Genomic DNA, 22,360 nt, shown 5'->3' with positions numbered 1-22,360 from the left:
GCCGATGACACGGCCCCCACCCGCAGGAGACGCCACCACGATCCGACCCCGATATCACCTCTGAGCTGGTCGAACCCTTTTTCAGGGGCAAGTAGCTAGTCGATGGCACGTTGAGACCCCTCACAGGGTCGATGAGGACCGGCGCCTGAGCTGCCGAGCCGGCCCGCTCGCGCACACGTTGAGACCCCTCGCAGAGGCGATGAGGACTGGAGGTCGTAGCCACCACCACCGGCGGGAACGTGTTGAGACCCCTCGCAGGGGCGATGAGGACCCGACAAGATGCCGCGGGACTACCTGCACAAGTTCCTGTTGAGACCCCTCACAGGGTCGATGAGGCCAAGTGCCGCTGGTCAGGTACACGCGGGCGAATACGTGTTGAGACGCCATCCGCTTATCGATGACGGGGCTGGTCTGGTCGAACAGGGTTCCTGTTCGGGTGATCGCGCGAGGGCCGGCGCATGACAGCAGGGCCTCTTGGTAGTTCGCGAGAACGTCACCCTCGGCCAGCCCCGCACCCACGACGACGCGCCGGTGTGGGAGGCCGTCGACGCGGTCGGCCTGCGCGAAGCCGTCGGAGACCTTCCGGCCGGTCTCGATACTCTCCTCGCCCGCGACATCTTCGGCGGATCGGAGCTCTCCGGCGGCAGGCAGCGCGCCGCCTGCTCCAGGGCCCTGTACCGACGGCCCGAGCTGCTGATCTCGACGAGCCCACCTCCCAGATGGACCCGCGCGGCGAACACCAGATCTTCGAGCAGATCAAGGCCATCGCCGCCGACCGCATCACCATCGTGGTCACCCACCGCCTGGTGGTGTGGCTCAGGAGCGCTTGCGGTGCCGTTGTCGCAGTTCTTCCAACCTTGCGCGAGCCACGTCATCTCGCCTCGTCGGCGGGGTTGCATGTGCCGGACGAGGTACTTGGGGTGGCGTGGGCAGGCTCAGAGACGTAGATACGAGTGTGAGGATTGCTTCCAGATCAGTGGCAGCAAGGTAGGCAAGACCACCCTTGTTCAACCCTCGAAAGCGCGAGCCGTTCTTGCGGAACGAGGCCCAAGCCCGTCCCTTTCGAGTAGTGACGCAACTGCGCTCCGCCTGCGAAGTGTATTCGATCTCGATGTCCAGGTCGCGCTGCTCGGCGCGTGACCACCAGGTACGCCATTGCGGGGCGCCCTGGACCATCTCGACCACAGTGACAGCTGCATCAAAGTACGCCGCAGGAATGTCGGTGTCGCCGTGCAAAGCGAGGCTGAGCCAAGGGACATCCCCGGTCACAATAGCCGTCGACTCTTCCGGTTCGGCCATGTGGAATCCGGGCAGCGGCCCCAACCACGGTTGTCCGGCGGTGCCCTCATAGGACATGGAGATAGCCTCGGCAAGGCTGTCTGACTCGCTGAAGTCCCAGGCGTATTCAGCCACCTGTTCCGGCTTTTCCTGGACCTGCTGGAATCGCGACCTACCCGCTGCCACAACTGCGAAGTGCAGATTGATAAGCGCGTCACCAGCCAGGGGCACCGGCGGCGCTTCTGATGGTGCGACCAATGGTGATCCGATCCTTGGCCTTGGCTGCGGTGGCGCTGTGGCTCCGCATCCATGAAGTTGACCGGGTCCGTGGGGTAACCGGTGCCTTGCTGGAGATGGCGGGAACGACGAATCTGCAACCGATGGCTCCACGCACCGGCAGATTCGCTGAACTCCTCAGCGAGGAAGAGGAATGCTTGTCGCACCTACGGGCCCACCGATACAGCAGCTCATCCCTCGCACCAGGCCCCTTCAAGGCCACGACCACCTCGGTACGCAACCGACTCGACGCCCTGTACGCGGAAATGACGGCATTCGACCCAGACTATGTGTCGCTGCGTCGCGGAACGCCGTCGACAGTAGCGGAAGTGCGTACGTGGCTGGCCGCCCAGCGCCGGCCCGTCCTGCTCGTCGACTATTTCCTCAGCGATGAACGGCTGACCCTCTTCTTCCTCCGAGCCGAGTGGGACAGCGTCCGCGTCGCGACCCCGCCCATGACGCCCGGGCAACTGCGCGAGGGCTACCGTGACTTCCAACGCCAGGTCGTGGACTACCGCAACGCGGGAAGTGCGAGCTGGACCAGGCTGTCCACCTCCCTCACGGCGCCGCTCGCTCCCCATGTCCGCTCCGGCGACCTCGTCTACCTGGCACCCCATGGGATCCTGCACGGTCTGCCGCTCCATGCACTGCCCTTCGGCTCCGCCCGAGCTCTTGCCGCTGCCCACCCTGTCGCTTACACCCCAACCGCCGGTCTGCTCCCGCTCGCCCAGAACCCGGCCAAGGGAACGGGGAAACTGGAGTCCTGTGCCGCCTTCGGCGTCGTCTTCGAACAGGAGGCACGCGAAGTAGCGCGCCTGTTCGGCGCGGAGGCGATCCTGTCCGACGCACTCCGGGTGGATGACATTCCCCAGCTGTGCAGAGGAAAGGACATCTGCCACTTCTCCTGCCATGGCTATTTCAACAGCATCGACCCGCTCTCTTCCGGTCTGTTACTCGTCGGCCAGGACCCCGGATCCGCATGCGGGCCCACGGCAACCGTCATGACGTCCCGCGACATCATGAACATGGAGCTGCGCGCGGAGCTGGTGTGCCTGAGCGCCTGTCAGAGCGCGCTCAGCGAGGTCAGCACGGGCGACGAGCTGGTGGGGCTGATCCGTGCCGTCCTCTATGCCGGGGCCTCGTCGATCGTCGCCAGTCTCTGGTCCGTCGACGCGCAGACCACCCGGGAAATGATGACGGTCTTCTACCGGCATCTACGGGACCACTACCGTCACACAGGCACGATCGACAAAGCGAGCGCCCTCCAACAGGCGCAGCGGGAAATGATCCGTCAGGTGGGAGCGCGGTCGTCCTTCCAATGGGCACCGTTCGTACTCATCGGAGACTGGCGATAGGGAGCCAATGACCAGCGTCGACGACCCAGACGGCACCACGTTCGAGCTCGCACCGATCACCCTGGGCGGTAGCCCCGTCAAGGCGCCCGGAGGGGATCAAGCCGATCTCACGACAGTGTTGGGAAAGCGCAACCGGGTCCGCCTCGGCGAACCTCGGTACGGCGACTACGTGGCCGAGCTTCTCTCCGAATCCTCCACGCTGCCCCGCGAGATCGAGCAGTTGGTGCAGCAGGGCTACGACCTCCATCGGGTACAACCGAGCTTGACGCTTCTCCCTGATCGGGACTGCGTTTTCGTCGCTGCCGAACTGAGCCTCGAACTCCTCACCACCCCCCGGGCCGACGGCGGCAACCACGTGGCGCCGCCGATTGCCTATGAGGTGAAGCCCACCGTGGTCCTGCAGGAGGCGCCATACAACAAGACCTTCACGAAAAGCCGCGAGTTCGGCACCGACATCGGCAAGCTGCTCGCCAAAGTCACGGACGAGAACGTAGAGGAACGAAACGGCGTACGTTACGTACAGCGAGTCACCGGACACGGAGTGAACTACTCGGAAGTGGGGTGGCGTCTGCGGGCGACTCCGGACCACGAACTACTCGGAGACGTCTTGGGCATGGAGACCATCGCCCGAACACCTGCAGGGGCACGACTGTCGGGGCAGTTCCGCATCACTGCCGACATCGCTGTGAAGACGGGCCTGGACAAGTGGCTGACCCAACACTTCGGCCCCCGGAGCAACACACCAGTACTCAGCGTCACCTACCCCCTTTCGGGTTAACGCTTGGCGCTGCCGGATGCCAGCCGCAAATGGGTGCCACCGGCCCTCGGAGACGCCAACAGCGGTCAGCCAGGCCTGGTGGCCTGGTCGGCGCAGTGCGACCTCGGCGGCGCCATCGTGACTGCAGCGGCGGGGCTGGGCAGCACTCCGCGTCCCCGGTACTGCGGCCGCCGTCCGTCAGGGCGGGCCGGCCCTGCGCCTTCACAAGGCGGCGCTCCAGAGCGTCGCAATACACGCGCGCAGCAGCGTCGCCTCGTGCCAGTCTCTGGCCTGCTCACGGAACGCCTCAGCCAACTGGGCTTCTACCTCGGCGTGGGTAGCGATGACGAACGCTCTCTTGTCGACGTTCAGGAAGAGTCGAATAGCTTCGAAAGTGTCCACGACGGTATGAGGCAGGCACCGGTCCAAGTCGTCGATCATCACGATCACGGCCGGGCCTTGTGCCAGGACTCCATCAGTTCAGCGAACTGGGTTTGCGTATCCACGCGGTTCCCCCGCCATCCAGGCAGTCTTCTCCGCGTACGTCCGACTGTGCCACCACGGGTCACCACGCGGACCGGCACCGACACAGAGCGAAAGAGCGATCACCTGGCGCGGGAGTCCCCTCAAACGGCTCTGCGACTTCCGGCTCCGTCAACGGGCAGACGGTGCACTGCCATCAGTCCCGCACAGACAACTCCCGACCTGTCGTCAAAGCCTTTTGACACCCCATCAGAGAAGCGTCACGAGCGTCATTTCAGCGTGAAGATATCGCCCGTAACGCCCACACCGCACATAATGCACATCGGAGAAACCGCAGGTCAGGCAGCCTTTGCGGCAGGTTCAAGGATGGCAACGCACTCCACGTGGTGCGTCATCGGAAACAAGTTGGCGACCGCGCTCGAAGGGCAAACCCAATGCATGCCCGATTCGACTGAAAAGGCCGCGCAGAAACTACATCTGGCACGCTTCCCGTCACGCCCCACGCCTTGGCCGGTTGTTCTCGCCCACTGGGAGCTGGGACAAGCATCACGGTCCTGGGCGGCATCTGCGGCAAGACCATCCGCTGCCGAGAGCCTGGCGGATCAGCGGGTCGCGGAAGACCGGGCCGCGTCCGCCAAACAGCGTCCAACTCGGCTCCCCAGCCGCCCCGCTGGGGAGCGGCCGGGGAATTTCCTCGTTGTTTGGGGAGGCGCTGGGAGGCTCAGCGGCAAAAACGAGAAAGCTCCCGAATGACACTGACAGACTCATTACCGCAGGTCAGGAGCCTAAGCCCTGACGAAAAGCCACGTCAGAGGCCTTGTCTCGGCGTCAACATGACGAATTTACCGGTACGCGTGCCGCGCCCCATTAGGCGCATGGAAATACGTGGTAGCGGTGCCCTCCTCACTGGTCCGCGTCCGTAGCTTCTCGCACAGGACGGGCCCGCTGTTGCCGATCGGACGCAGCACGGTCAGCGGCGTCAGCGCCTCTCCGAGGTCCGGTGGAAGCAGGCGCCAGTTGCCGAAGTTCCCCACCACATCGCGGCCGGTGCAGGGGAGCAACGCCTGCTCCGTCTCGGCGGCGTCCGGGAAGTTCGCGGCCGTGCCGGCGGTCTGGGGGGCACGTCCGTGCAGCAGGGGCATGCCCTGCGTCGCCCGCCTGAGGAATACGCGGCCGGTGATCCGCCGGGCCACCGTGGACAGCGGCTCGAAGCTCTTACCTGGGGCGCTCGCCAGGAAGGGGCCAGCGGCAGCCCGTACCCGATCTTCGCCGCATCCGGGCCACGTGGCCTGGCGAGGGGCGTGACAGCCCACCCATCTGACACACCGTCAAGAATGTCAGCATTGGGTCAGCATGAGTCCAGTCATACGTGCTCGCAGCCGGTGAAACCTGGGAACGACGAGGCACCTCCGAACAGTCCACTGACCAGGGAGAACCCTTGTCATGCTGGGGTCGTCGCTCCGTGCCCCCTTGACGGCACGAAGAACATCATCCAGCTGTACGAGACTGCGGCCGTGTAGAAGATCCCGAAGACGCATACGGCGACTAGGGCTGCCGTGGGCGCGGGCGCGCCGTGCAGCGGGATGGGATCAGCGGGCCCGCGACGATTCAGACGACCGTGCCGAGCAGCCGCCGAAATCCTCGGACCAGGGTCTCGCCGCGCGAGGCCGTGTTCACGAAGATCCACCAGGCAGTGCCAACGGCCCAGTACCAACAGTCCTCCGACAGCACCTGGCCGATGGAGAGCGCGAGGGCACAGGCGGCGGTGGCCTGGAAGGCCTGCCGGGTGGTGGGCCGGGCCAGTCCCCGGCCGGGTAGCGGCGGGGGCGCGGCGGCGGGGGGAGTACGTCGCTCGATGGGCCACAGCACGAAGCGCACGGCGCCGGAGGCGACCAGGGCCAGGCCGACCGCCGCGTAGAGCTCGGGCAGTTGGGCCCGGGTCGCGTGCAGGAATTGGGTGACGAAGAACTGCGTGAACGCGAAGATCCCGAGCGCGTGTCCGCGCGGGCCCCAGCGCCGGGCGTGGACCCCGCAGAAGACGACGAGCAGGAAGGCCGCGTCGCGGGCGAGGGGCACGCCATGCAGGGTGGTGGCGAGGGCCAGGACGGGGAATCCGGCGGCGGGGAGCAGGGCGGTGGTGACCGCCTGTGCGCGTACGGACGCGTCGGTGACGGTGAAAAGGGCGAGCAGGGCCCGCCAGTCCCCCGGTGATGGAGGCGGTCAGGGAAAGCCCGGCGAGTTCCGCGAAGGCGACGGCCAGGCCGACGCCGATGACGGCGGCGCGAGCGCGTTCCTGAGCCTGAGGCGTCCCGGATCCGGAGCCACGAACATCCTCTTCACGCCGGTCGGCCGCCCCCGTTTGTCTTGCCTGTCGCCGGGCCACGAGCCGCCCGGGGTTGGTGGGCGGAGGCACGACGAAAGCGCCGCGGTCCGGATCCGGCCTCGTTGCCGTCCGGCGACGCTGCGCGGCGCCGATTGTGCATGGATACAGCACAGGTAAACATCTGCAGGGGCAGTGGCTTAACACATGCCCGACGGACTGGGCCATTGGCACAGCCCCGCAGCGAGAACTTCGGCCAGGAGAAGGCAAACGGACTACGGCGATGACGCCGAGCTCGGCGGCCACCGGTGTCGGGTGCGGACGGGCGTTCCGTGCCGGGACCGCACGCAGACCGAGGACCTCCCTGTTCGGACAACGAACGCAATGGGCGCCCCCACCGGACTCCGCACGATCGCAAGGCATTTCGAGCGGGCTTCCTTTTGCGTAGACATGCCACACCTGTAAGCATCGAGAGGACGGCAGATAACGCGAGGAGACGCCGTGACATCAGGGCAAAGCGACGGTCCCGAGCAGGAGTTCGTCGAAGCCCTGGTCGAGCTACAGGCCGACGCACCGCTTGGCGACTTGGTCGAGTGGTGCGCCGGTCGCGGCATCGAAGTGATGCCCATGGCCGCAGGGGCTCTCCTCACCGGATCGGGCCAACGCTTCGCCGAGGCATTCGGCGAGCGCCCGAAGGACCGCTCACAACCTCAGACGCTGCCCGTTCCGCAGGCACTGAAGAACACCGCGCGGTCCGTCACCGTGATGCCGGTCCCTACTCCCGGCACTCGCGACCCATCCCCTGATTGAGGAATGCCGCCCGGTGGCGGCCCTTGGAGGACCGATGACGCTCCCGATGACGCCCCAGTACGGGCAACCCGCTCCGGAAACCGTGTACGGCTATGTGTCGGCCCGGTCGCAGGGCGGGGTGGCGATGACCGAGGCAACCACATTCGAGTCGGCCGAGCCGTTTCACGCCGATGAAGTCAACCTGGAACGTGCCAAGAACTACGCGCAGGCAGCGGGACTGACCGTCACGGCCGAGAGCCGCCTGGGATTCACGGTGAGCGGCCCGCCCACGGCGTACGAGGAGCTGACCGGCGGCAGTGTCGAATCGTACGAATCACTTCGCCACGTGGAGATGAACCGCGTTCGCTATGTGACGCAACTGGACATCGTGGGCGAGCGGCAGCCTGCCGCCCGCGGGGTGGGCGATGTTCCGGGCACGGATGCCATTGAAGCCGTCGCGTTGGAGACGCCACGCACGCCAGCGCGCGTTCTGCCGTCCGCCCAGCCGCCCAACGTCGAGAAATTCCATCTCAGGCTGCCGGGCGACGTCGCCATGCTGCTCGGCGCCACTCAGGCACACAGCCAGGGCCAAGTGGGCGGCAGCGTCCAAGTCGCCATGGTGGACACGGGGCAGTCCGCGCACACCTACTTCGCCGTACACGGCTACAGCGTCGTCCCCACGGTCGCGGTCGTACCGGGGACCAACCCCGCGGAAGACCCCGTCGGGCACGGGACCGGCGAATCGGCGAACATCTTCGCCGTGGCACCCGGTGCGGTGCTTCGGCCATACCGGGCGAGCAACAATTCCGGCAACCTGACCGGTGCCATTACCGCATTCGTCCGCGCGAAAGGGGACGGCCCGCAGGTGCTGACGAATTCGTGGGGTGGAGACGGGCTCTTCCCTCCTTCAGGTCTGCCTTCTGCGAGCGATCGTGTGTGGGCACTGGAGATCCGGGACGCTGTGGAGCAGGGCATCGTCGTGGTCTTCTCGGCGATGAACGGCCAGTTCGCGATCGAGCCGCAGGTGCCCGGTGTGCTGTCCGTCGGTGGCGTGTTCGCGGGGCCGGGGCTGCAGCTGCGGGCGTCGGACTACGCGAGCGGCTACGCCAGCCCATGGTTCTCCAACGTCGTCGTGCCCGTGGTCTCCGGCCTGGTCGGCATGAGGCCCCGGGCGCAGTACCTCATGCTGCCGGTCCCACCCGGCTGCGAGCTCGACGTTTCCGAGAGCCGGGCGGAGCTCGACGGGCAGCATCCTGACCCCGGCGACGGCACGCAGCCGGACGACGGCTGGGCACTGTTCTCCGGTACGTCCGCAGCGGCACCCCAGGTCGCGGGAGCGGCGGCGGTACTTCTCGGAGCCCGGCCGGGACTCACACCCGCGCAGGTCATCGACGCCCTCACACAGACCGCGATCGACATCACGGTCGGGGCGAATCACCCGAGATTCAACCGCCCGGCCCGTGTCGGCCCCGACGAGGCCACTGGGGCGGGGCTGGTGAATGTCGGTGCCGCGCTGAAGTTCGTCCAGACCAATTTCCCGTAGCCGTACGCGACGGAGAGGAGGAGGGTCATGTCCGTGTGGGACCGCACCCCTGAGCGCCGGCGGGCAACGGCCTGGACGGCGGCCGCCACCGGGGCGCCTTACGGCAGCGTCGACGCCGAGGAGGTCTTCACAGCGGCTACGGCGGCGGATGAGGGCGGCAGGCTGGAGCAGGGAAAGCTGTACCGCGGAGTCAGTGGCGTGGATCGGGGCCCCCAGCCGATGAGCGCGGAGGAGCTGGCGGGCCTGGAAGATCCGATGGCCGTGGTGTTCTTCCGGCAGGGGAAGTGGCCCATGACGCTGGAGGACCTGCTCAACGGCCTCACGCAAGCGAACGCGCTGCCAGCGCAGGCCGTGTACATGATCAGCGAGGCCGGACAGATCGCCGCAGAAGAGGCTCCCGCACTGCAGCGCGACTTCCGTTTCGCGATCGCTCGCGCAGCAGCACCGGGCAGGGAACCGGACTTGCTGGTCAGCAGCGATCCCGCCTCGGCCTTTCTGCAGGTCGCGGCCTGGGACCCGGGTACCCGCGTCTTCAACTACTACATGCGGATCTCGCCGACGTGGGTCTGGACAGGCGACTCCTGGTCCGCGCTGGCGCCCGAGTCCCGGGGGAAGGGCTGCTTCGACAGCCATGTCAATGGCAGCGTCGTCATGAAGGAGCTCAAACAGCCCTGGATCAACTGGCAGTCCATGTCTGCGACGATTCAGCTCACCCCGGACGACCCGCTGCGCGACAACCCGCTCTATCGCGAAGTCATCGGTGCCGAACGCCTGGAACTCACCGTGAGAGGGCTCGTCACCCGATGGACGGCCGCGCGCCTTGCCGCGGTATCCGGCGACGGCGCCGTGGAGCACCCCGACCATCTGTTGCGCCAGCTGTTCACCAGCACCACCGTCAACCTTGCCAGCGCATCCACCCAGAGCGCGACAGTCGCACGCGACAGCAGAGATCTCGTACTCCCCATGGGCTTCTGGCTGAACGCCGATGCCCTGATCAATGATCTCGGGCTGCCGGTGAGCGTGGAGAGCGCGCCATCGGCACCCGGGTCCCTCTACGCCGACAGCCTCGCCACCTTCGGCTTCCGGCTCGAGGAGAAGACGAGCAGCTTCTCGCGGCAGGGCGACACCTTCTTCGCCTTCGTCGTCCCGGAGGCCGCTCACGAGGACAACGACGTCGTACGGCAACTGGTGGAGAAGGGGCTCGTCCCCGCGAAGTTCGCCGCCTGCGCCCTGATGGTGGACTTCACCAACCCGGTCTTCAGTCCGGTCCGCGGCCACCTGATGAGCTACGTGCCCACGGAGCCCGCCTCCACCTCCACCTGGTGCAATGACATCGCCGCGGAAATCGTGCACGCCGCCTCGACTCTGCCGGCCGGCAGCCCGGAAGGCCAGTTCGCCGAGAACTGGTCACTGCCCGAAGCCGAATGGCGGGCCGTCTTCGCGAAACGCGTGGACGCGTACCTGGAGAAAGCCGCGGCACGGATCCGTACGGCGTCGGGCTTCGACGACTGCACCAGGCTGGCGGAGTCGCGTCGCCGCGAATTCAAGGCGCAGAGGCTCAATGAGTTCGAACTCACCCTCCCTGCGACCAACATCCCCGTCGATGCACCACGGCAGCGCATGAACGAGGACGCCACCGTCACCGCCGTTCCCTGACGGGCACGACCGCCCGCCGGGCCACCGTCACCACCCAGATTCGACCATCGGAGCATCTCCATGAGCACCATCACCGCGTACGGACCCCCTGGCCGGCTCACCGACCTCAACGATGTCGGGCTCAAGGCGTGGCACGTCTTCATTGCGGACAGTGTCGACCAGGCGATCAACGGCCCTGATCCCAGCCAGGTGTTGCACGACAGCCCCCGGCCGCAGTTCTACAACCTCACGAAGACCGCGACGCCACCGGACGCGGTCGAAGCGGCGGTCACCTGGACCGCGTTCCCCAACCGCCTCAAGTCCGCGGTCTCGGACAGGCAACGCTGGCAACGCGCCGACGCCAGCCGCGGCGTGCAGGACGAGTACTGCGAATGGAGTGTGACCCGGAACAGCGCAGGGAAGATCACCCGCGTCACGTTCACCTGCGAGGGTCCCGAGTACTGGGATGTGCTGGCTCAGACCAGCCCGGAAAAGGCTCTCGAGCTCTACCGCACCCACATCAGCCCGAGCGTGCAGAAGAGCGACCTCTTCGGTCCGGACGGCCGGTATCTGCGGCGCAACAAGTGGAACGACTCCACGACCCAGGGGGCGATGCATCTCATCCAGGACGCCAACACTCTCGGTGCGGAAATCGAACTCGCCGCCGCCGCCACAATCCGGCGTGTCATCGATGGAAGGGAACTCACCGGCGCACAGGAACTCATCGCATGCAGCCAATACGGCGTATCCGATCGCAACAGCGACCCACACATCGGTGAGGTGGTCAACTCGGTTGCCCGGCAGAAGGCCGACATCGCGCTCGCCGACCCCGTGGGGCTCTACTTCGACGACCTGGCCACCGACGGATGGACTGCGCCTGACGGCTCCGATCCCAAGAGCTACTGGACCTATCAGCGCGGCGACAACGACCATCCGGTGCGCGCCGTCTACGAAGTCCCCGCGGACAGGAACTTCACCGTCGGCGACATCAGCATCACCGGCAAGCCCATCGAGTTCGGCGCCCAGATTGCCGACTTCATCACCATCAAGCTCACGGCAGTCGCCTGTCGGCTCGGCCAGAGCACGGCCCAGCCGCAGACCGCCTGCGCCGCGCTCCCGCCACGCGACGAGTTCACACCAGGCGCCTTCTCACCCGAAGCGCTCTCTGCCCATGGCTACCTGGGGACCCATCCCGATCAGGCATCCCGCAGCACCCGGCTCTCGTAACATGCGGCACGCAGACGTCGCTTGAGGGTTTCGATGAGCGGCCCAGGGTCCTCATCGGTGGGAACGGCCAGATCACGGACTGTCTGCCAGATCGCCGCATAGTCTGCGCACGCTTTCCGGATGGCCGTATCCCACCCACCTGTCTGCTCACCGGCATCAACCTCTTTCATGACGTTGAGCCAGTCCGTGCTGCATGCGGTGGGCGAGATCCCGCCGTCCGGCTTCACGAGTTGACCGAGCAGTGAGAAACGTCGATCCAGTCCGTCCATCCGCTTCCGGGCCGTGCTCCGGTCGCCCCATCCCTCGTCGTCATCCGTAATGTCGTTGAACACCGGTACTCTGGCGGGAATCTCCACCATCAGTTCCGGGTCGACGATTTCCCGGACTCTCTGGAGCAGATTCTCCCGATCGGGCCAGTTGCGTGCCTGGCTGCTCGTCACGCGGTAGAGGCACTCCCACACGCTCTTTTCATCCTCGAACCATGTGATGACGTCGTGGACCTCCACCCGGTACGGTGAATTCCTGCGATGCCAGGTCTGCTCCATCACACCGGCGACATCCTGCAACAGCTGACTGTTGCTGATTGCCATCTCGACACGAACCGGTCTCGGGTCGTCAAAACGCTCTCGATTGGGCGTGGAGTGCGGGTAGGCCTCGCGCTCGAACCGCGCCAGGCGCGGAGACCAGTCACACGTACGCAGCGGAGCAAGGTCGGGGTCCTGGGCGAGCACCCACGACCGCTTCAGCATCACGAAGCTGCTTTCGGCGTCTCGTACGGCATCCCCCAGCTCCTGGAAGGCGAGCTGAGCGAATTCATCGCGGGATCCGTCGCTGCCCGGCGCGTGCATCGCAACGGCGTACACGCAGGCCGCGTTGTAATGGTCGACCCAATCCTTGTGGCGCTCGCGCAGAAATCGGGTCCGCGCCCGCTTCACGCGCTTTTTCAGGTCGTTCGGCGGCCATTCCATCCCGCCTTCCTTTGAGCCACGTGGGTGGGACCAGGCCAGCCTCAGCGGGGCCCACACGTCCCGATTGATCCGCAGTGCGATGCGCGTGAGAGCCTTCTTGTCGGCCCGAATGTCCGAGTAGAGACTGGCAAGGGTGTAGTCCTGAGCAAGGCGGCGGATTTCCTGCAGACACGCCAACTGGAAAAGCAAACGTACATTGAACACCCGCTTGTCATTCAGCTCTCTCATTATGCATCTGCGGGCAGCCGCCTTTTCAAGGGGCTGGCGGTAGTGAGGAAGCAGCCCCACCACAGCAGGCCAGTACCGGTCGGCGAAGGCGGGCGTCAGTGCCTGCCGGATCTCCTCGCGTACTACCGCGCGGCGTGGGTGGGTTTCGTCGTCGCGCTCATGGCACCACTGGCGGGCTGTCATCTCCGCGGTCCCCAGGACGACGGCGTATCTGTAGCGGGCCAGCAAGACTCCGGGCCGGTGCCGCCAGTGCCAGAGGTAGGTGAATCGCCTCAGTCTCCAGGGAGCGCCCCACAGCCGGGTGTTCTCCTCCTCGGTACTCAGCCCGCCGAGGGTGAGTGCCCCGTGGTAGGTCTCCAGGGCGTCGAGATACAGACCCAACTTCTCCTGAATCTCAGCGATCTGCGTCCGCAGGTACAGGTTCGTCGGATCCCATCGCACTGCTTTGTAGAACTGTTGAAGAGCCTCGTCGAACTTCCGCTCGCGGCTCAACTGCCTGCCTTGCTGATACGCGGCGAACAGATCAGCGGGAAGGGTCTTTCCCCGCCAGGCCTGCCACGGAGGCATCTTGCTCGCGCGAGTGACCGGCAGGATCGTTGCCATCACCCAGCACCCCGCCTCGTACACGGCCTTCTCCCACGTCGGCTCCCAGACCGTGTGGGCGCGACTGCCACGGGTCGCGTACGAGGTGACGGTCACCGTCACACCACAGCAGCGTGTCTGGCCAGGTGCTGAACGCTGCAACACGCCGCTGACCCGGTAGGCGATCTTGGGGCGCAGCCGGCTGAACAGGTGCAGCAGGCTTGTCCCCAGCTTTCCCGCCTCGAGGTTGACGTCCCCGAGCAGGTCCAGGAAATTCTCCGCGGGTGGTTCCGCGGGCAGCGCGGACGGCGGGTACAGGTCAGTCTCCGACACGTGCTTGCGGAATCGGGCAGTCAAGTCCTCGACCCCCGGCTTCGATGTCCCTTCCGGCGTCGCGTCGACGAGGGGCTGCACGTCCACCGGTCCCGGCTGGTAGGCATTGCGAGCGAGCAGCGCCCGCCGTAGCGCCCAGAAGGCCGCAATCAGCAGAGCCAGGACGGCGATCCGGACGCTCAACGGGGCTCCGGCGCTCCTGTGCGTCACCAACTGCGCGGCGCCGCCGAAAACCTGCGCAACGGCGTTCCACACGTCCTGCAACCACTGAAGCCAGTCCGGCCAGTCGGTGTCCGTCCTCCAGAGGGGAGGCTTCTGATAGCGGTCGCCGACCCACCACAGCCCCGCGAGCAGGGCGAGGCCGATCACGCCGATCCCCACGTACCAGGGACCGGGTCGGCGAAGGGGCAGCGCGGACTGCTCGGCTCTTGAGGGCTGTCCGCGGCGGGAGGTCATTTCAGCCTCCAGACTCCATGGCCCGGCAGTTACCAGTCTTTCACTCCGCACCGAGCGGGCAACTCGATCACGGCGTCCGCACCGCGCTGACGGGAGCGATCAGTTCATTGGTGTTCTCCGCCGGGACGGGGCTGGACTGGGTGCTGATCAGGTCGCCCGGCTCCAGGACTCCGGTTCCGGCGAGGTCGACGTGGACGCGGAGGCCGTAGGAGTCGCTGGGGTCGAGATCGGACACATCCACGCTGAAGGGGATACGGCCGCCTGGCCTGAGTGGTACGTCCGTCTGAACCTGCGCGCCCACGACGATACATAAAGGTCAGAGGCATAAAACCGCTGTACCACCAGCAGACCAAGAACCTGCTCGCAGTTCCGATCCGCCTCTCCCACGAGGGGCCCAAGCGGCACAGCTCGCCTTTTCGGCCGTGTCACTGGGACAACCCTTGCCGGCGCCGACGCCTTACAGGTAGCACGCCGCTCGGCACCCTTGCTTGGGGCGCAGACGGCGCGTCGCTCTCCCTCAAGCACTCGAGCCTACCGAGACCCAACCTCACCCACCCCGGCGAGTGCCAGCAATCTGATTACTTGTTAGTAAGGTCAGCAAAGTGGATCACTTCGAAGCGCGGGCACCCCTGCCGCATGGCAGGCAAACGGGCCCGGCACCCGCACCTCTCGAGAACGAGACCAGTGCCCATAATCCCAGGTCAATGTACTCGTCCGCGCGGTTTCAGGTGCACCGGCGGGAGTTCGGGAGCCGGCAGCGGAGCACCGTCGTACCCCTTCACCTCACCGAACCGGGCCCCCTCCATCATGTCTTCCGAGCCTCATCGATTTCCTGGTGCGACCGCCCGATGAAGTTCCACCACAACTCCGCATGCTCCACCCGCTGACGCTGAAGGAGGCACGCCGAGCAGCGCGATGCTCCGCTGCGGTGTTGAGCACCGGGAATCGCCATCGATGCACATCTGCCTATTGGTTCTGAACGCGCGGCCTAATAGCCGCAGACATCCCGCACCCCATCAGCCTCAAGTGCCGATGCTGTGACCCGACGCTGTCCGCAGCCCCGGCACCGCGGAGTCACGAGGCTCCGCACGCCACTGTTACCTGCCAGGTACACGAGGTTCCTCTGGGCCGGCGACAGGTGGGCGGACACGAAGAGCGGCCGCGCCCGATCCATGCCAAAAGGTCGAAGTTAAACGCTGCGTAGTCAGCACCAAGTCAGCACGGGAGAGGTGATCAGGGGTGCTGACGTGGGTTTTCAGGTCAGCACCAAACCAGCACGGGAATCACCACTGGGCCACCAAACCGTGGTGAATCACGCAACTCCGACGGGCTCCTTCCCCACTCCAATTCGACCCTGACGCAGCCCCCCACACTCCCATCATGGTGGTCGCGCGCACACTGACCATCCGAACTGTGGTGTCCCACCACATGTGCCCCTGACCTGCGCGTTTCTACGGTGTGGCGAAACGTAAACGTCCCCGTCCCCCGCCCGGAAGTGGTGACCATGGCTGCCTCGGCATCCGCCCCGCCAACCCCCAGCTCCCTCAAGCGCATTGTCGCCGCGAGCCTTATCGGCACCACCATCGAGTGGTACGACTTCTTCCTCTACGGATCGGCCGCCGCGCTGGTCTTCAACAAGCTGTTCTTCCCCGGCTCCGACCCGCTCGTCGGAACTCTCCTCTCCTTCCTCACCTACGCCGTCGGCTTCGCCGCCCGCCCCCTCGGGGCACTGGTCTTCGGGCACTACGGCGACCGGCTCGGCCGCAAGAAGCTGCTGGTGCTGAGTCTGCTGCTGATGGGTGGGGCGACCTTCGCCATCGGGCTGCTGCCGACACACGCCACCATCGGGAGCGCCGCGCCCGTGCTGCTCACCGTGTTGCGGCTGGTGCAGGGGTTCGCGCTCGGCGGTGAGTGGGGCGGGGCCGTGTTGCTCGTGTCGGAGCACGGGGACGCCAAGCGGCGCGGGTTCTGGGCGTCGTGGCCGCAGACCGGCGCGCCCGCTGGACAGTTGCTCGCCACCGGGGTGCTCTCCGCTCTCACCGCGTTGCTCTCGGATGCCGCCTTCACCTCATGGGGCTGGCGCATACCGTTCCTCCTCTCCGGTGTGCTGGTGATCGTCGGTTTGTGGATACGTCTCTCTGTCGATGAATCTCCGGTCTTCAAGGCGGCGCTGGCACAGGCCGAGGAGCGCAAGGCGGCCTCCGGGCAGGTCGAGAAGATGCCGATCGTGGCCGTCCTGCGGCACCACTGGCGCGATGTGCTGGTGGCGATGGGCGCGCGGATGGCGGAGAACATCAGCTACTACGTCATCACGGCCTTCATCCTCGTCTACGCGACGACCGCGGTGGAGCTCAGCAAGCAGACCGCGCTCAATGCCGTACTCATTGCCTCGGCCGTGCACTTCGTGGTGATCCCGGCGTGGGGGGCGCTGTCGGACCGGATCGGGCGCAGGCCTGTGTATCTCATCGGCGCGATCGGTGTCGGCGCCTGGATGTTCCCGTTCTTCGCGCTCATCGACAGGGGCAGCTTCGGCAGCCTGCTCCTCGCCGTCACGGTGGGGCTTGTGCTGCACGGGGCGATGTACGCACCCCAGGCAGCCTTCTTCGCCGAGATGTTCGCCACGCGCATGCGCTATTCCGGGGCCTCCATCGGTGCACAGTTCTCGTCGGTCGCGGCCGGCGCTCCGGCTCCGCTGATCGCCACCGCGCTCCTCGCCGACTACGACTCTTCGACGCCGATCGCTCTGTACGTCATCGCCGCCGCGCTGCTCACTATCGTGGCCATCGGCTGTGCACGCGAGACCCGGCAGCGGGATCTGAGCGCTGTCGAGGCCGAGCCGGCGGACGGCGAGCCGGCGGCGGCACGGCCGGCCGACGCACGAACTGCCTGACAGGCAGACACACGTAGGCGCAAGGCATATGGCGCTGCGCGGGTCCCAACGGGGTCCGCGCAGCGGCGCGTTCAGTGGGCGACAGCCTTGGACATCGCATGCAGCCGCAGTGCCAGCTGGATCTCCAGCGCCCTCGCCGGTGACTGCCAGTCGGGGCCGAGCAGCCTGCCTATTCGCTCCAGGCGCTGGGCCACAGTGTTCACATGGACGTGCAGGTCGTCCTTCGTACGGGCCGGACTCATGCCGCTCGCGAAGTACGCGTCGAGCGTACGGACCAGGTCGGTGCCGCGCCGCCGGTCGTACTCGACGACCTCGCCCATCGTGCGCTGTACGAAGCCGTCGATGTCGCCGGGGTCGGCGAGCAGCAGGCCGAGGAAACCCAAGTCCTGTGCCGCGGCGCCCTGTCCGGAGCGGCCGAGCAGGCGCAGGGCGTCGAGGCAGCGACGGGCCTGTGCGTACGCTCCTGCTATCTCGCCCGGATCGCCGGCGGGCGCAGCCACCGGCGAGGACGCCCCGACGGTGACCAACTCCCTGAGCGTGCCCCCCAGTTGCCTGGCGGTCTGGCGCGCGACGTCGGACGCACTGTCGTCGGGGCCGAGCGGCAGCAGCAGTACGGTGCCGCCGTCGCGAGCAGCCGCCAGGCCCGAGCGAGTCGCGGCCAGGTGCGAGGCGGCGGACCACAGACGCTGACGGTCCGCGGTCTCCCGCTCGGCGACGGCGGTGTCCCGTCCGGTCGAGTCGCGGCCGGCCGAGTCCCGGCCAGTCAAGTCCCGGCCGGCCGCTTCCCGGTCCGCGGCGTCCGTGCCGGGGCCGTCGATGCGCGCGGCGAGCACCACATGCGGGGCGTCCAGGTCGGCCTGAAGCCGCGCGGCCCGCTCACGCAGCAGCCGCGGGTCGCGGTCGGCGGCGTCGAGGAGGTCGTCGAGCAGCTCGCCCCGTACACGCTGTTCGGCGTCGTGGGCGGAGCGCCGGGCGAGCAACAGCAGCGAGGTGACCATGGCGGCGCGCTCCAAGGTGCGCCGGTCGACAGGGTCGAGGTCCCGCCGGCCGCGGAGCACCAGGGCGCCCAGCAGCTCGCCGCCAGCCGAGACGGCTGCCACCCAGTCGTCTCCGTGCCGTATCGCACGGCCGTCGGCGCCGGTCGCGTCGAGGTCTTCGTCCGTGAACTCGACTGTGCCGTCCAGGACTTCGGACAGGGCGGCGGCCACGTCATGAACGCCTCCGCCGCGCAGCACCACCTCGGTCAGCCGGTCGTGGACCTCGGAGGCACGCTCGATGACGCCGCTGTGATCCCGGATTATTTCGTTGGCCCGCTCCAGCTCGGCGAGCGCCGAACGGGTCTCCGCCAGCAGGTTGGCCGTGTCGATGGCGACGGCCGCATGGGCGGCGAAGGAGGCCAGCAGCGCGACCTGCTCGCGTTCGAAGACTCTCTCGCGCCGGTCCGCTGCGTAGAGCACGCCGATCACCTGGCTGCCGAGCATCAGCGGCACCCCGAGGATCGCGACCAGGCCCTCGTCGCTGACCGCCGTGTCTATCGCCCTCGTGTGCTCGAAGCGGGGGTCGTCGAAATAGCTGTCGGTGACATACGGTCGGGCGGTCTGGGCGACGAGCCCGCCGAGCCCCTCCCCCATGCCGAGCCGCAGCTGCTGGAAGCGCGCCGACACCGACCCTTCCGTGACCCGCATATAGGTGTCGCCCGCCGACGGGTCGTTCAGACTCAGATACGCGACCTCGGTGCCGAGCAGCGAGCGGGCGCGCTGCACGATCGCCCGCAGCACGGCGTCGAGGTCGCGCAGACCGGCCAGGTCGTGCGCCGTCTCGAAGAGCGCGGACAGCTCGGCCTCGCGCCGTCGCCGCCCCTCCAGCTCGGCGCGCACCCGCAGCGCGAGCTGCTTGGCGTGCTCGATGGCGGCGAGGTCGTCCGGTGCCGCGCCGCTCGCGCGGGCGAGCAGCGCGGGCCGGTCGTACGCCTCGGTGGCGGCACCGCGTGCGAGGAGCTCCAGGTAGGAGGCTTGATCGTGGGACATGGACACAGGATTACCTGCCGTACGGGCGGTCGCACCAGCCCTGTGGACGACGAAGCTGTTGTGGACAACCGCGTCACCCTCGGCATGCGGCCGCCGGATGATTCGGGAAGCCCCCGATGTCTTGTGGGCGGTCCAGTGTCTAGTGGGCGGTCCAGCCGCCGTCGATGACGAGCGAGGTGCCGGTGATGAAGGAGGCCTGCGGGCTGCACATGTACAGCACCGCTTCGGCGACCTCCTCGGGCTCGACCAGCCGCTTGATCGCGGAGTCCTTGAGCAGTACGTCCGCGAGTACGCGCTCCTCGGCCACGGAATGGGCCGTGGCCTGATCGGCGATCTGTCGCTCGACCAGTGGCGTCCGTACATAGCTGGCGCTAACACATACGGACGTCACCCCATGTGGAGCGCCCTCCAGGGCGGCGGTCTTCGAAAGCCCCTCCAGACCGTGTTTGGCGGCCACATAGGCGGACTTGAAGGCAGAGGCTCGCAGCCCATGTACAGAGGAGATATTGACGATTCGGCCCCACTCTTGGGCGTACATGTGCGGAAGGGCGCCCCTGATCAGCCGGAACGGCGCTTCCAGCATCACGGTGAGCACGGTGTGGAAGACGTCCGGCGGGAACTCCTCGATGGGCCGGACCAGTTGCAGTCCCGCGTTGTTGACCAGGATGTCCGCACCGGCGGCCGCCGCCTCCGCCGCATCGAGATCGGTGAGGTCCAGGATCTCCGGTTCCACGGCTCCGGCCAGCCCCGAGGAGTCCGCGGCCAGCGCGTCAAGGCCTTCGGCGTCCCGGTCGACGGCCCTGACCTTCGCGCCGGCGGCCGCGAGCCGCAGCGCACAGGCTCGGCCGATGCCGCCCGCCGCGCCGGTGACGAGTGCCGTACGGCCGCCGAGGTCGAGGTCGACCGTACGAGGACGGCGAGGACGAGAGTGAGGTGCGGGACCTGGTGTGGTGGTCGCGGTCATGCTTCGCACCCTAGGCAGTGATCACGCCCCGACCGATGTGGTCACCACCCATACTTCATCGCTCGATGGTGGATTGAAACCATGCAGGTCCCTCGGTATGCGCCTGCTTGATCCGGAAGAGCGCGAATTCCTTCAGCTCAGGCAGCGCGTCCACAGAGAACCACCCCACCTCCAGCGACTCGTCGTCATTGACGCGAGCCTGTCCGCCCACCGCCCGGCAGCGGATGCAGACGTCCATGAACTGGCACTGATCGCCATTGGGGTAGATGACCGGCTCCCGCAAGGCCTGCACGAGCACAACCCGCTCCGCGACACACTCCACCGCGGTCTCCTCGTACACCTCCCGCACAGCCGTCACGGCCGGCTGCTCCCCGGGCTCCGGAATCCCGCCGATGATCGACCACTTGCCGGTGTCGGCACGTCTGCCCAGCAGCACCCGCCCCTCGTCGTCGAAGACGACGGCGCTGACGCCCGGCAGGAGAAGAAGCTGGTGCCCGGCGGTGGCCCGGATCTCGCGGATGAAGTCAGGGGTTGCCATGCCGTCGACCCTAACCGGCGTCGACCGGACCCTGCTCCGACCGCTCCGACCCCTGATCACGCTGCTCCCGCCGAGCCCGTACGCCCCGAACGACCGCCCAGCCCAGACCGCTCGCCCCGACCAGCACGAGGAAGCGCTCCGGCCAGGTCCCGAGCCGGGTCGCCGGAGTCAGCGACGAGCGCAGCGGCACCTCGGCGACCAGCGCGTCCGGGGTGAACATCTTCGTCTTCTGGACGATCTTCCCGTCCGGCATGATCACCGCGCTGACGCCGCTGGTGACGGGGACGACGACCGAGCGCCCGTGCTCGACAGCCCGCACCCGCGACATCGCCAGCTGCTGATACGTCATCTCACTGCGCCCGAAAGTGGCGTTGTTGCTGGGTACGGAGATCAGCTGGGCGCCGTGTGTGACGGTGTCCCTCGCCGCGTCGTCGAACGCCGCCTCGAAGCAGGTGACCATGCCGACCTTGGTGCCCGCCAGATCGAAAACGCCCACCTTGTGGCCGGGGCCGAAGTCCCGGCGGACCCGGTCGACGTCCGAGTTGACCAGCCGTACCAAGGAACGCATCGGGATGTACTCGCCGAACGGCTGCACATGGCGCTTGTCGTAGGTGTCGACGGGGCCACGTGTGGGGTCCCATTCGATCAGGGTGTTGCGGAGCTTCCCGGTCTCGGGGGTCACCACCGCGCCGACGACGGTCGGCACGCCGATCGCCCGCACCGCGTCGTCGATGACCACCCGGGCGTCGCCGTTGCGGTACGGGTCGAGGTCCGAGGAGTTCTCCGGCCACAGTACGAAGTCCGGCTTGGCCACCTTGCCCGCCTTCACATCGGCGGCGAGCTGCTCGGTGCGGCGGGCGTGGTTGTCGAGGACCGCGCGGCGCTGGGAGTTGAAGTCGAGCCCCAGTCGCGGCACATTGCCCTGGATCGCGGCGACGGTCGCGGTACCGTCCTCGGCGGAGTCGTCGACGAGCGGCAGGGCGGCGAGTGCCGCGGTGACGGGGACGAGCACGCTCAGGAGCGCGGCGGCGACGGCGCTGCGCGGCAGCTCGCCGGTGCGCCGGTAGGCGAGGACCCGGCGGACGGTCTCGTACAGCCCGAATCCGCACAGTACGACGGCGAAACCGAGCAGCGGCGTCCCACCGAGCGCCACGAGCGGCAGGAAGACGCCGTCCGCCTGACCAAAGGCGATCTTGCCCCAGGGGAAGCCGCCGAACGGCACCCGGGCGCGGGCCGCCTCGCCCACGATCCACACGGCGGCCGCCCACACCGGCCACACCGGCAGCCGGGAGACCACGGCGATGCCCAGGCAGGCGAGCGCTACGAAGATCGCTTCCACCGCGGCCAGTGCCACCCACGGCACCGGGCCGACCTCCTCGCCCGTCCAGATGAGGAGCGGCAGCAGAAAGCCGAGGCCGGTGAGGCAGCCGAGACCGATGGCGGGCAGCGGCCGGCGTCCGTACAGCGTCCAGCCGAGCAGCGCGAAGGCGGGCAGCACCAGCCACCACAGGGGCCGCGGCGGGAAGCTCAGGAAGAGCAACACCCCGGACAGTGCGGCGGCACCCGGCCGTACGAACCGGCGCAGGAACGGTCGGCCGGCGGTGGCGGGCTGTGGGGTGTCGACGGTGGTGATGGTGGCGCTCACCTGGCGGAGTCTACGGCGGCAGGCTGTGCTCCCGGCAGTCCGGTCCGCGCTGTCGGCGGTGCCGAC

16 protein-coding genes and 3 pseudogenes are annotated in these 22,360 nt (G+C 67.4%); 8 read left to right on the top strand and 11 right to left on the bottom strand.

The window, feature by feature from the left end:
• Nucleotides 1-474: 474 nt before the first annotated feature.
• Nucleotides 475-806: pseudogene (locus tag ACFYWY_RS11035) on the top strand (ABC transporter ATP-binding protein); the annotation flags it as partial.
• Nucleotides 807-816: 10 nt separating this feature from the next.
• Here the strand turns inward: ACFYWY_RS11035 and ACFYWY_RS11030 are convergent.
• On the bottom strand, nucleotides 817-1,536 hold the full coding sequence (locus ACFYWY_RS11030) for a hypothetical protein (protein ID WP_389183113.1): 720 nt from the start codon (nucleotides 1,534-1,536) through the stop codon (nucleotides 817-819).
• A gap of 347 nt (nucleotides 1,537-1,883) precedes the next feature.
• Between ACFYWY_RS11030 and ACFYWY_RS11025 the strand changes: the two genes are divergently transcribed.
• Both ACFYWY_RS11025 and ACFYWY_RS11020 read left to right on the top strand, forming a co-directional pair.
• Nucleotides 1,884-2,909, top strand: a complete 1,026-nt coding sequence (locus tag ACFYWY_RS11025) for a CHAT domain-containing protein (RefSeq protein ID WP_389183075.1) — start codon at nucleotides 1,884-1,886, stop codon at nucleotides 2,907-2,909.
• A 7-nt stretch (nucleotides 2,910-2,916) separates the two neighbouring features.
• On the top strand, nucleotides 2,917-3,687 hold the full coding sequence (locus ACFYWY_RS11020; RefSeq protein WP_389183072.1) for a hypothetical protein: 771 nt from the start codon (nucleotides 2,917-2,919) through the stop codon (nucleotides 3,685-3,687).
• 201 nt (nucleotides 3,688-3,888) lie between these two features.
• Here ACFYWY_RS11020 and ACFYWY_RS11015 read toward each other — a convergent pair whose 3' ends face one another.
• From ACFYWY_RS11015 to ACFYWY_RS11005, 3 genes and pseudogenes are all read right to left on the bottom strand, one after another.
• Nucleotides 3,889-4,107 (bottom strand): P-loop NTPase fold protein, encoded by a 219-nt coding sequence (locus tag ACFYWY_RS11015; RefSeq protein ID WP_389183111.1) that lies wholly within the window; start codon nucleotides 4,105-4,107, stop codon nucleotides 3,889-3,891.
• Nucleotides 4,108-4,991: 884 nt separating this feature from the next.
• On the bottom strand, nucleotides 4,992-5,291 hold the full coding sequence (locus tag ACFYWY_RS11010; RefSeq protein ID WP_389183070.1) for a hypothetical protein: 300 nt from the start codon (nucleotides 5,289-5,291) through the stop codon (nucleotides 4,992-4,994).
• A 335-nt stretch (nucleotides 5,292-5,626) separates the two neighbouring features.
• Nucleotides 5,627-6,480 (bottom strand): annotated as a pseudogene (locus ACFYWY_RS11005) (FUSC family protein); the annotation flags it as partial.
• A gap of 490 nt (nucleotides 6,481-6,970) precedes the next feature.
• On the opposite strand from ACFYWY_RS11005, the gene ACFYWY_RS11000 reads away from it, so the two are divergent.
• From ACFYWY_RS11000 to ACFYWY_RS10985, 4 genes are read left to right on the top strand one after another with little or no spacing between them, the layout of a single operon-like run.
• Nucleotides 6,971-7,279 carry a hypothetical protein gene (locus tag ACFYWY_RS11000; protein ID WP_389183067.1) on the top strand — a complete coding sequence of 103 codons (309 nt, stop codon included), beginning with the start codon at nucleotides 6,971-6,973 and terminating at the stop codon, nucleotides 7,277-7,279.
• Between the two features lie 34 nt (nucleotides 7,280-7,313).
• Nucleotides 7,314-8,801 (top strand): S8 family serine peptidase, encoded by a 1,488-nt coding sequence (locus tag ACFYWY_RS10995; RefSeq protein WP_389183064.1) that lies wholly within the window; start codon nucleotides 7,314-7,316, stop codon nucleotides 8,799-8,801.
• Between the two features lie 27 nt (nucleotides 8,802-8,828).
• On the top strand, nucleotides 8,829-10,457 hold the full coding sequence (locus tag ACFYWY_RS10990) for a hypothetical protein (RefSeq protein ID WP_389183061.1): 1,629 nt from the start codon (nucleotides 8,829-8,831) through the stop codon (nucleotides 10,455-10,457).
• 60 nt (nucleotides 10,458-10,517) lie between these two features.
• Nucleotides 10,518-11,663, top strand: coding sequence for a hypothetical protein (locus ACFYWY_RS10985; protein ID WP_389183058.1), 1,146 nt, complete (start codon nucleotides 10,518-10,520; stop codon nucleotides 11,661-11,663).
• Here the strand turns inward: ACFYWY_RS10985 and ACFYWY_RS10980 are convergent.
• The 3 genes and pseudogenes from ACFYWY_RS10980 to ACFYWY_RS10970 form a co-directional block, all read right to left on the bottom strand.
• The gene (locus ACFYWY_RS10980) at nucleotides 11,633-14,143 is read right to left on the bottom strand and encodes a tetratricopeptide repeat protein (protein WP_389183055.1); all 2,511 of its coding nucleotides are present in this window, start codon (nucleotides 14,141-14,143) and stop codon (nucleotides 11,633-11,635) included. The genes ACFYWY_RS10985 and ACFYWY_RS10980 overlap by 31 nt on opposite strands.
• Nucleotides 14,144-14,297: 154 nt before the next feature.
• On the bottom strand, nucleotides 14,298-14,471 hold the full coding sequence (locus tag ACFYWY_RS10975) for a hypothetical protein (RefSeq protein WP_389183052.1): 174 nt from the start codon (nucleotides 14,469-14,471) through the stop codon (nucleotides 14,298-14,300).
• Between the two features lie 460 nt (nucleotides 14,472-14,931).
• Nucleotides 14,932-15,089: pseudogene (locus ACFYWY_RS10970) on the bottom strand (pirin family protein); the annotation flags it as partial.
• A gap of 645 nt (nucleotides 15,090-15,734) precedes the next feature.
• On the opposite strand from ACFYWY_RS10970, the gene ACFYWY_RS10965 reads away from it, so the two are divergent.
• Nucleotides 15,735-17,120 carry an MFS transporter gene (locus ACFYWY_RS10965; protein WP_389183049.1) on the top strand — a complete coding sequence of 462 codons (1,386 nt, stop codon included), beginning with the start codon at nucleotides 15,735-15,737 and terminating at the stop codon, nucleotides 17,118-17,120.
• 71 nt (nucleotides 17,121-17,191) lie between these two features.
• Here the strand turns inward: ACFYWY_RS10965 and ACFYWY_RS10960 are convergent, their stop codons facing one another.
• From ACFYWY_RS10960 to lnt, 4 genes are all read right to left on the bottom strand, one after another.
• The gene (locus ACFYWY_RS10960) at nucleotides 17,192-19,147 is read right to left on the bottom strand and encodes a helix-turn-helix domain-containing protein (protein ID WP_389183046.1); all 1,956 of its coding nucleotides are present in this window, start codon (nucleotides 19,145-19,147) and stop codon (nucleotides 17,192-17,194) included.
• A 139-nt stretch (nucleotides 19,148-19,286) separates the two neighbouring features.
• Entirely contained in the window at nucleotides 19,287-20,111 is an 825-nt protein-coding gene (locus tag ACFYWY_RS10955) for a 3-hydroxybutyrate dehydrogenase (protein ID WP_389183043.1), read from the bottom strand.
• 55 nt (nucleotides 20,112-20,166) lie between these two features.
• Entirely contained in the window at nucleotides 20,167-20,649 is a 483-nt protein-coding gene (locus tag ACFYWY_RS10950) for an NUDIX domain-containing protein (protein WP_389183040.1), read from the bottom strand.
• 10 nt (nucleotides 20,650-20,659) lie between these two features.
• A complete protein-coding gene (gene lnt, locus ACFYWY_RS10945; protein ID WP_389183037.1) occupies nucleotides 20,660-22,294 on the bottom strand; it encodes an apolipoprotein N-acyltransferase in 1,635 nt (544 codons plus the stop codon).
• Nucleotides 22,295-22,360 lie beyond the last annotated feature (66 nt).

This window comes from Streptomyces sp. NPDC002870, assembly GCF_042888505.1.
Lineage (GTDB): Bacteria > Actinomycetota > Actinomycetes > Streptomycetales > Streptomycetaceae > Streptomyces.
Note: the sequence above shows the minus strand (reverse complement) of the source record. Positions and strands in the feature narration are given on the sequence as shown.

Bases quoted from the DNA above. Each gene is read 5' to 3' on its own strand.
- ACFYWY_RS11010 (WP_389183070.1), bottom strand. From the start codon at position 5,291: ATGCCCCTGCTGCACGGACGTGCCCCCCAGACCGCCGGCACGGCCGCG.
- ACFYWY_RS10965 (WP_389183049.1), top strand. From the start codon at position 15,735: ATGGCTGCCTCGGCATCCGCCCCGCCAACCCCCAGCTCCCTCAAGCGC.
- ACFYWY_RS11015 (WP_389183111.1), bottom strand. From the start codon at position 4,107: ATGATCGACGACTTGGACCGGTGCCTGCCTCATACCGTCGTGGACACT.
- ACFYWY_RS11020 (WP_389183072.1), top strand. From the start codon at position 2,917: ATGACCAGCGTCGACGACCCAGACGGCACCACGTTCGAGCTCGCACCG.
- ACFYWY_RS10955 (WP_389183043.1), bottom strand. From the start codon at position 20,111: ATGACCGCGACCACCACACCAGGTCCCGCACCTCACTCTCGTCCTCGC.
- ACFYWY_RS10995 (WP_389183064.1), top strand. From the start codon at position 7,314: ATGACGCTCCCGATGACGCCCCAGTACGGGCAACCCGCTCCGGAAACC.
- ACFYWY_RS10990 (WP_389183061.1), top strand. From the start codon at position 8,829: ATGTCCGTGTGGGACCGCACCCCTGAGCGCCGGCGGGCAACGGCCTGG.
- ACFYWY_RS10950 (WP_389183040.1), bottom strand. From the start codon at position 20,649: ATGGCAACCCCTGACTTCATCCGCGAGATCCGGGCCACCGCCGGGCAC.
- ACFYWY_RS10960 (WP_389183046.1), bottom strand. From the start codon at position 19,147: ATGTCCCACGATCAAGCCTCCTACCTGGAGCTCCTCGCACGCGGTGCC.
- ACFYWY_RS10985 (WP_389183058.1), top strand. From the start codon at position 10,518: ATGAGCACCATCACCGCGTACGGACCCCCTGGCCGGCTCACCGACCTC.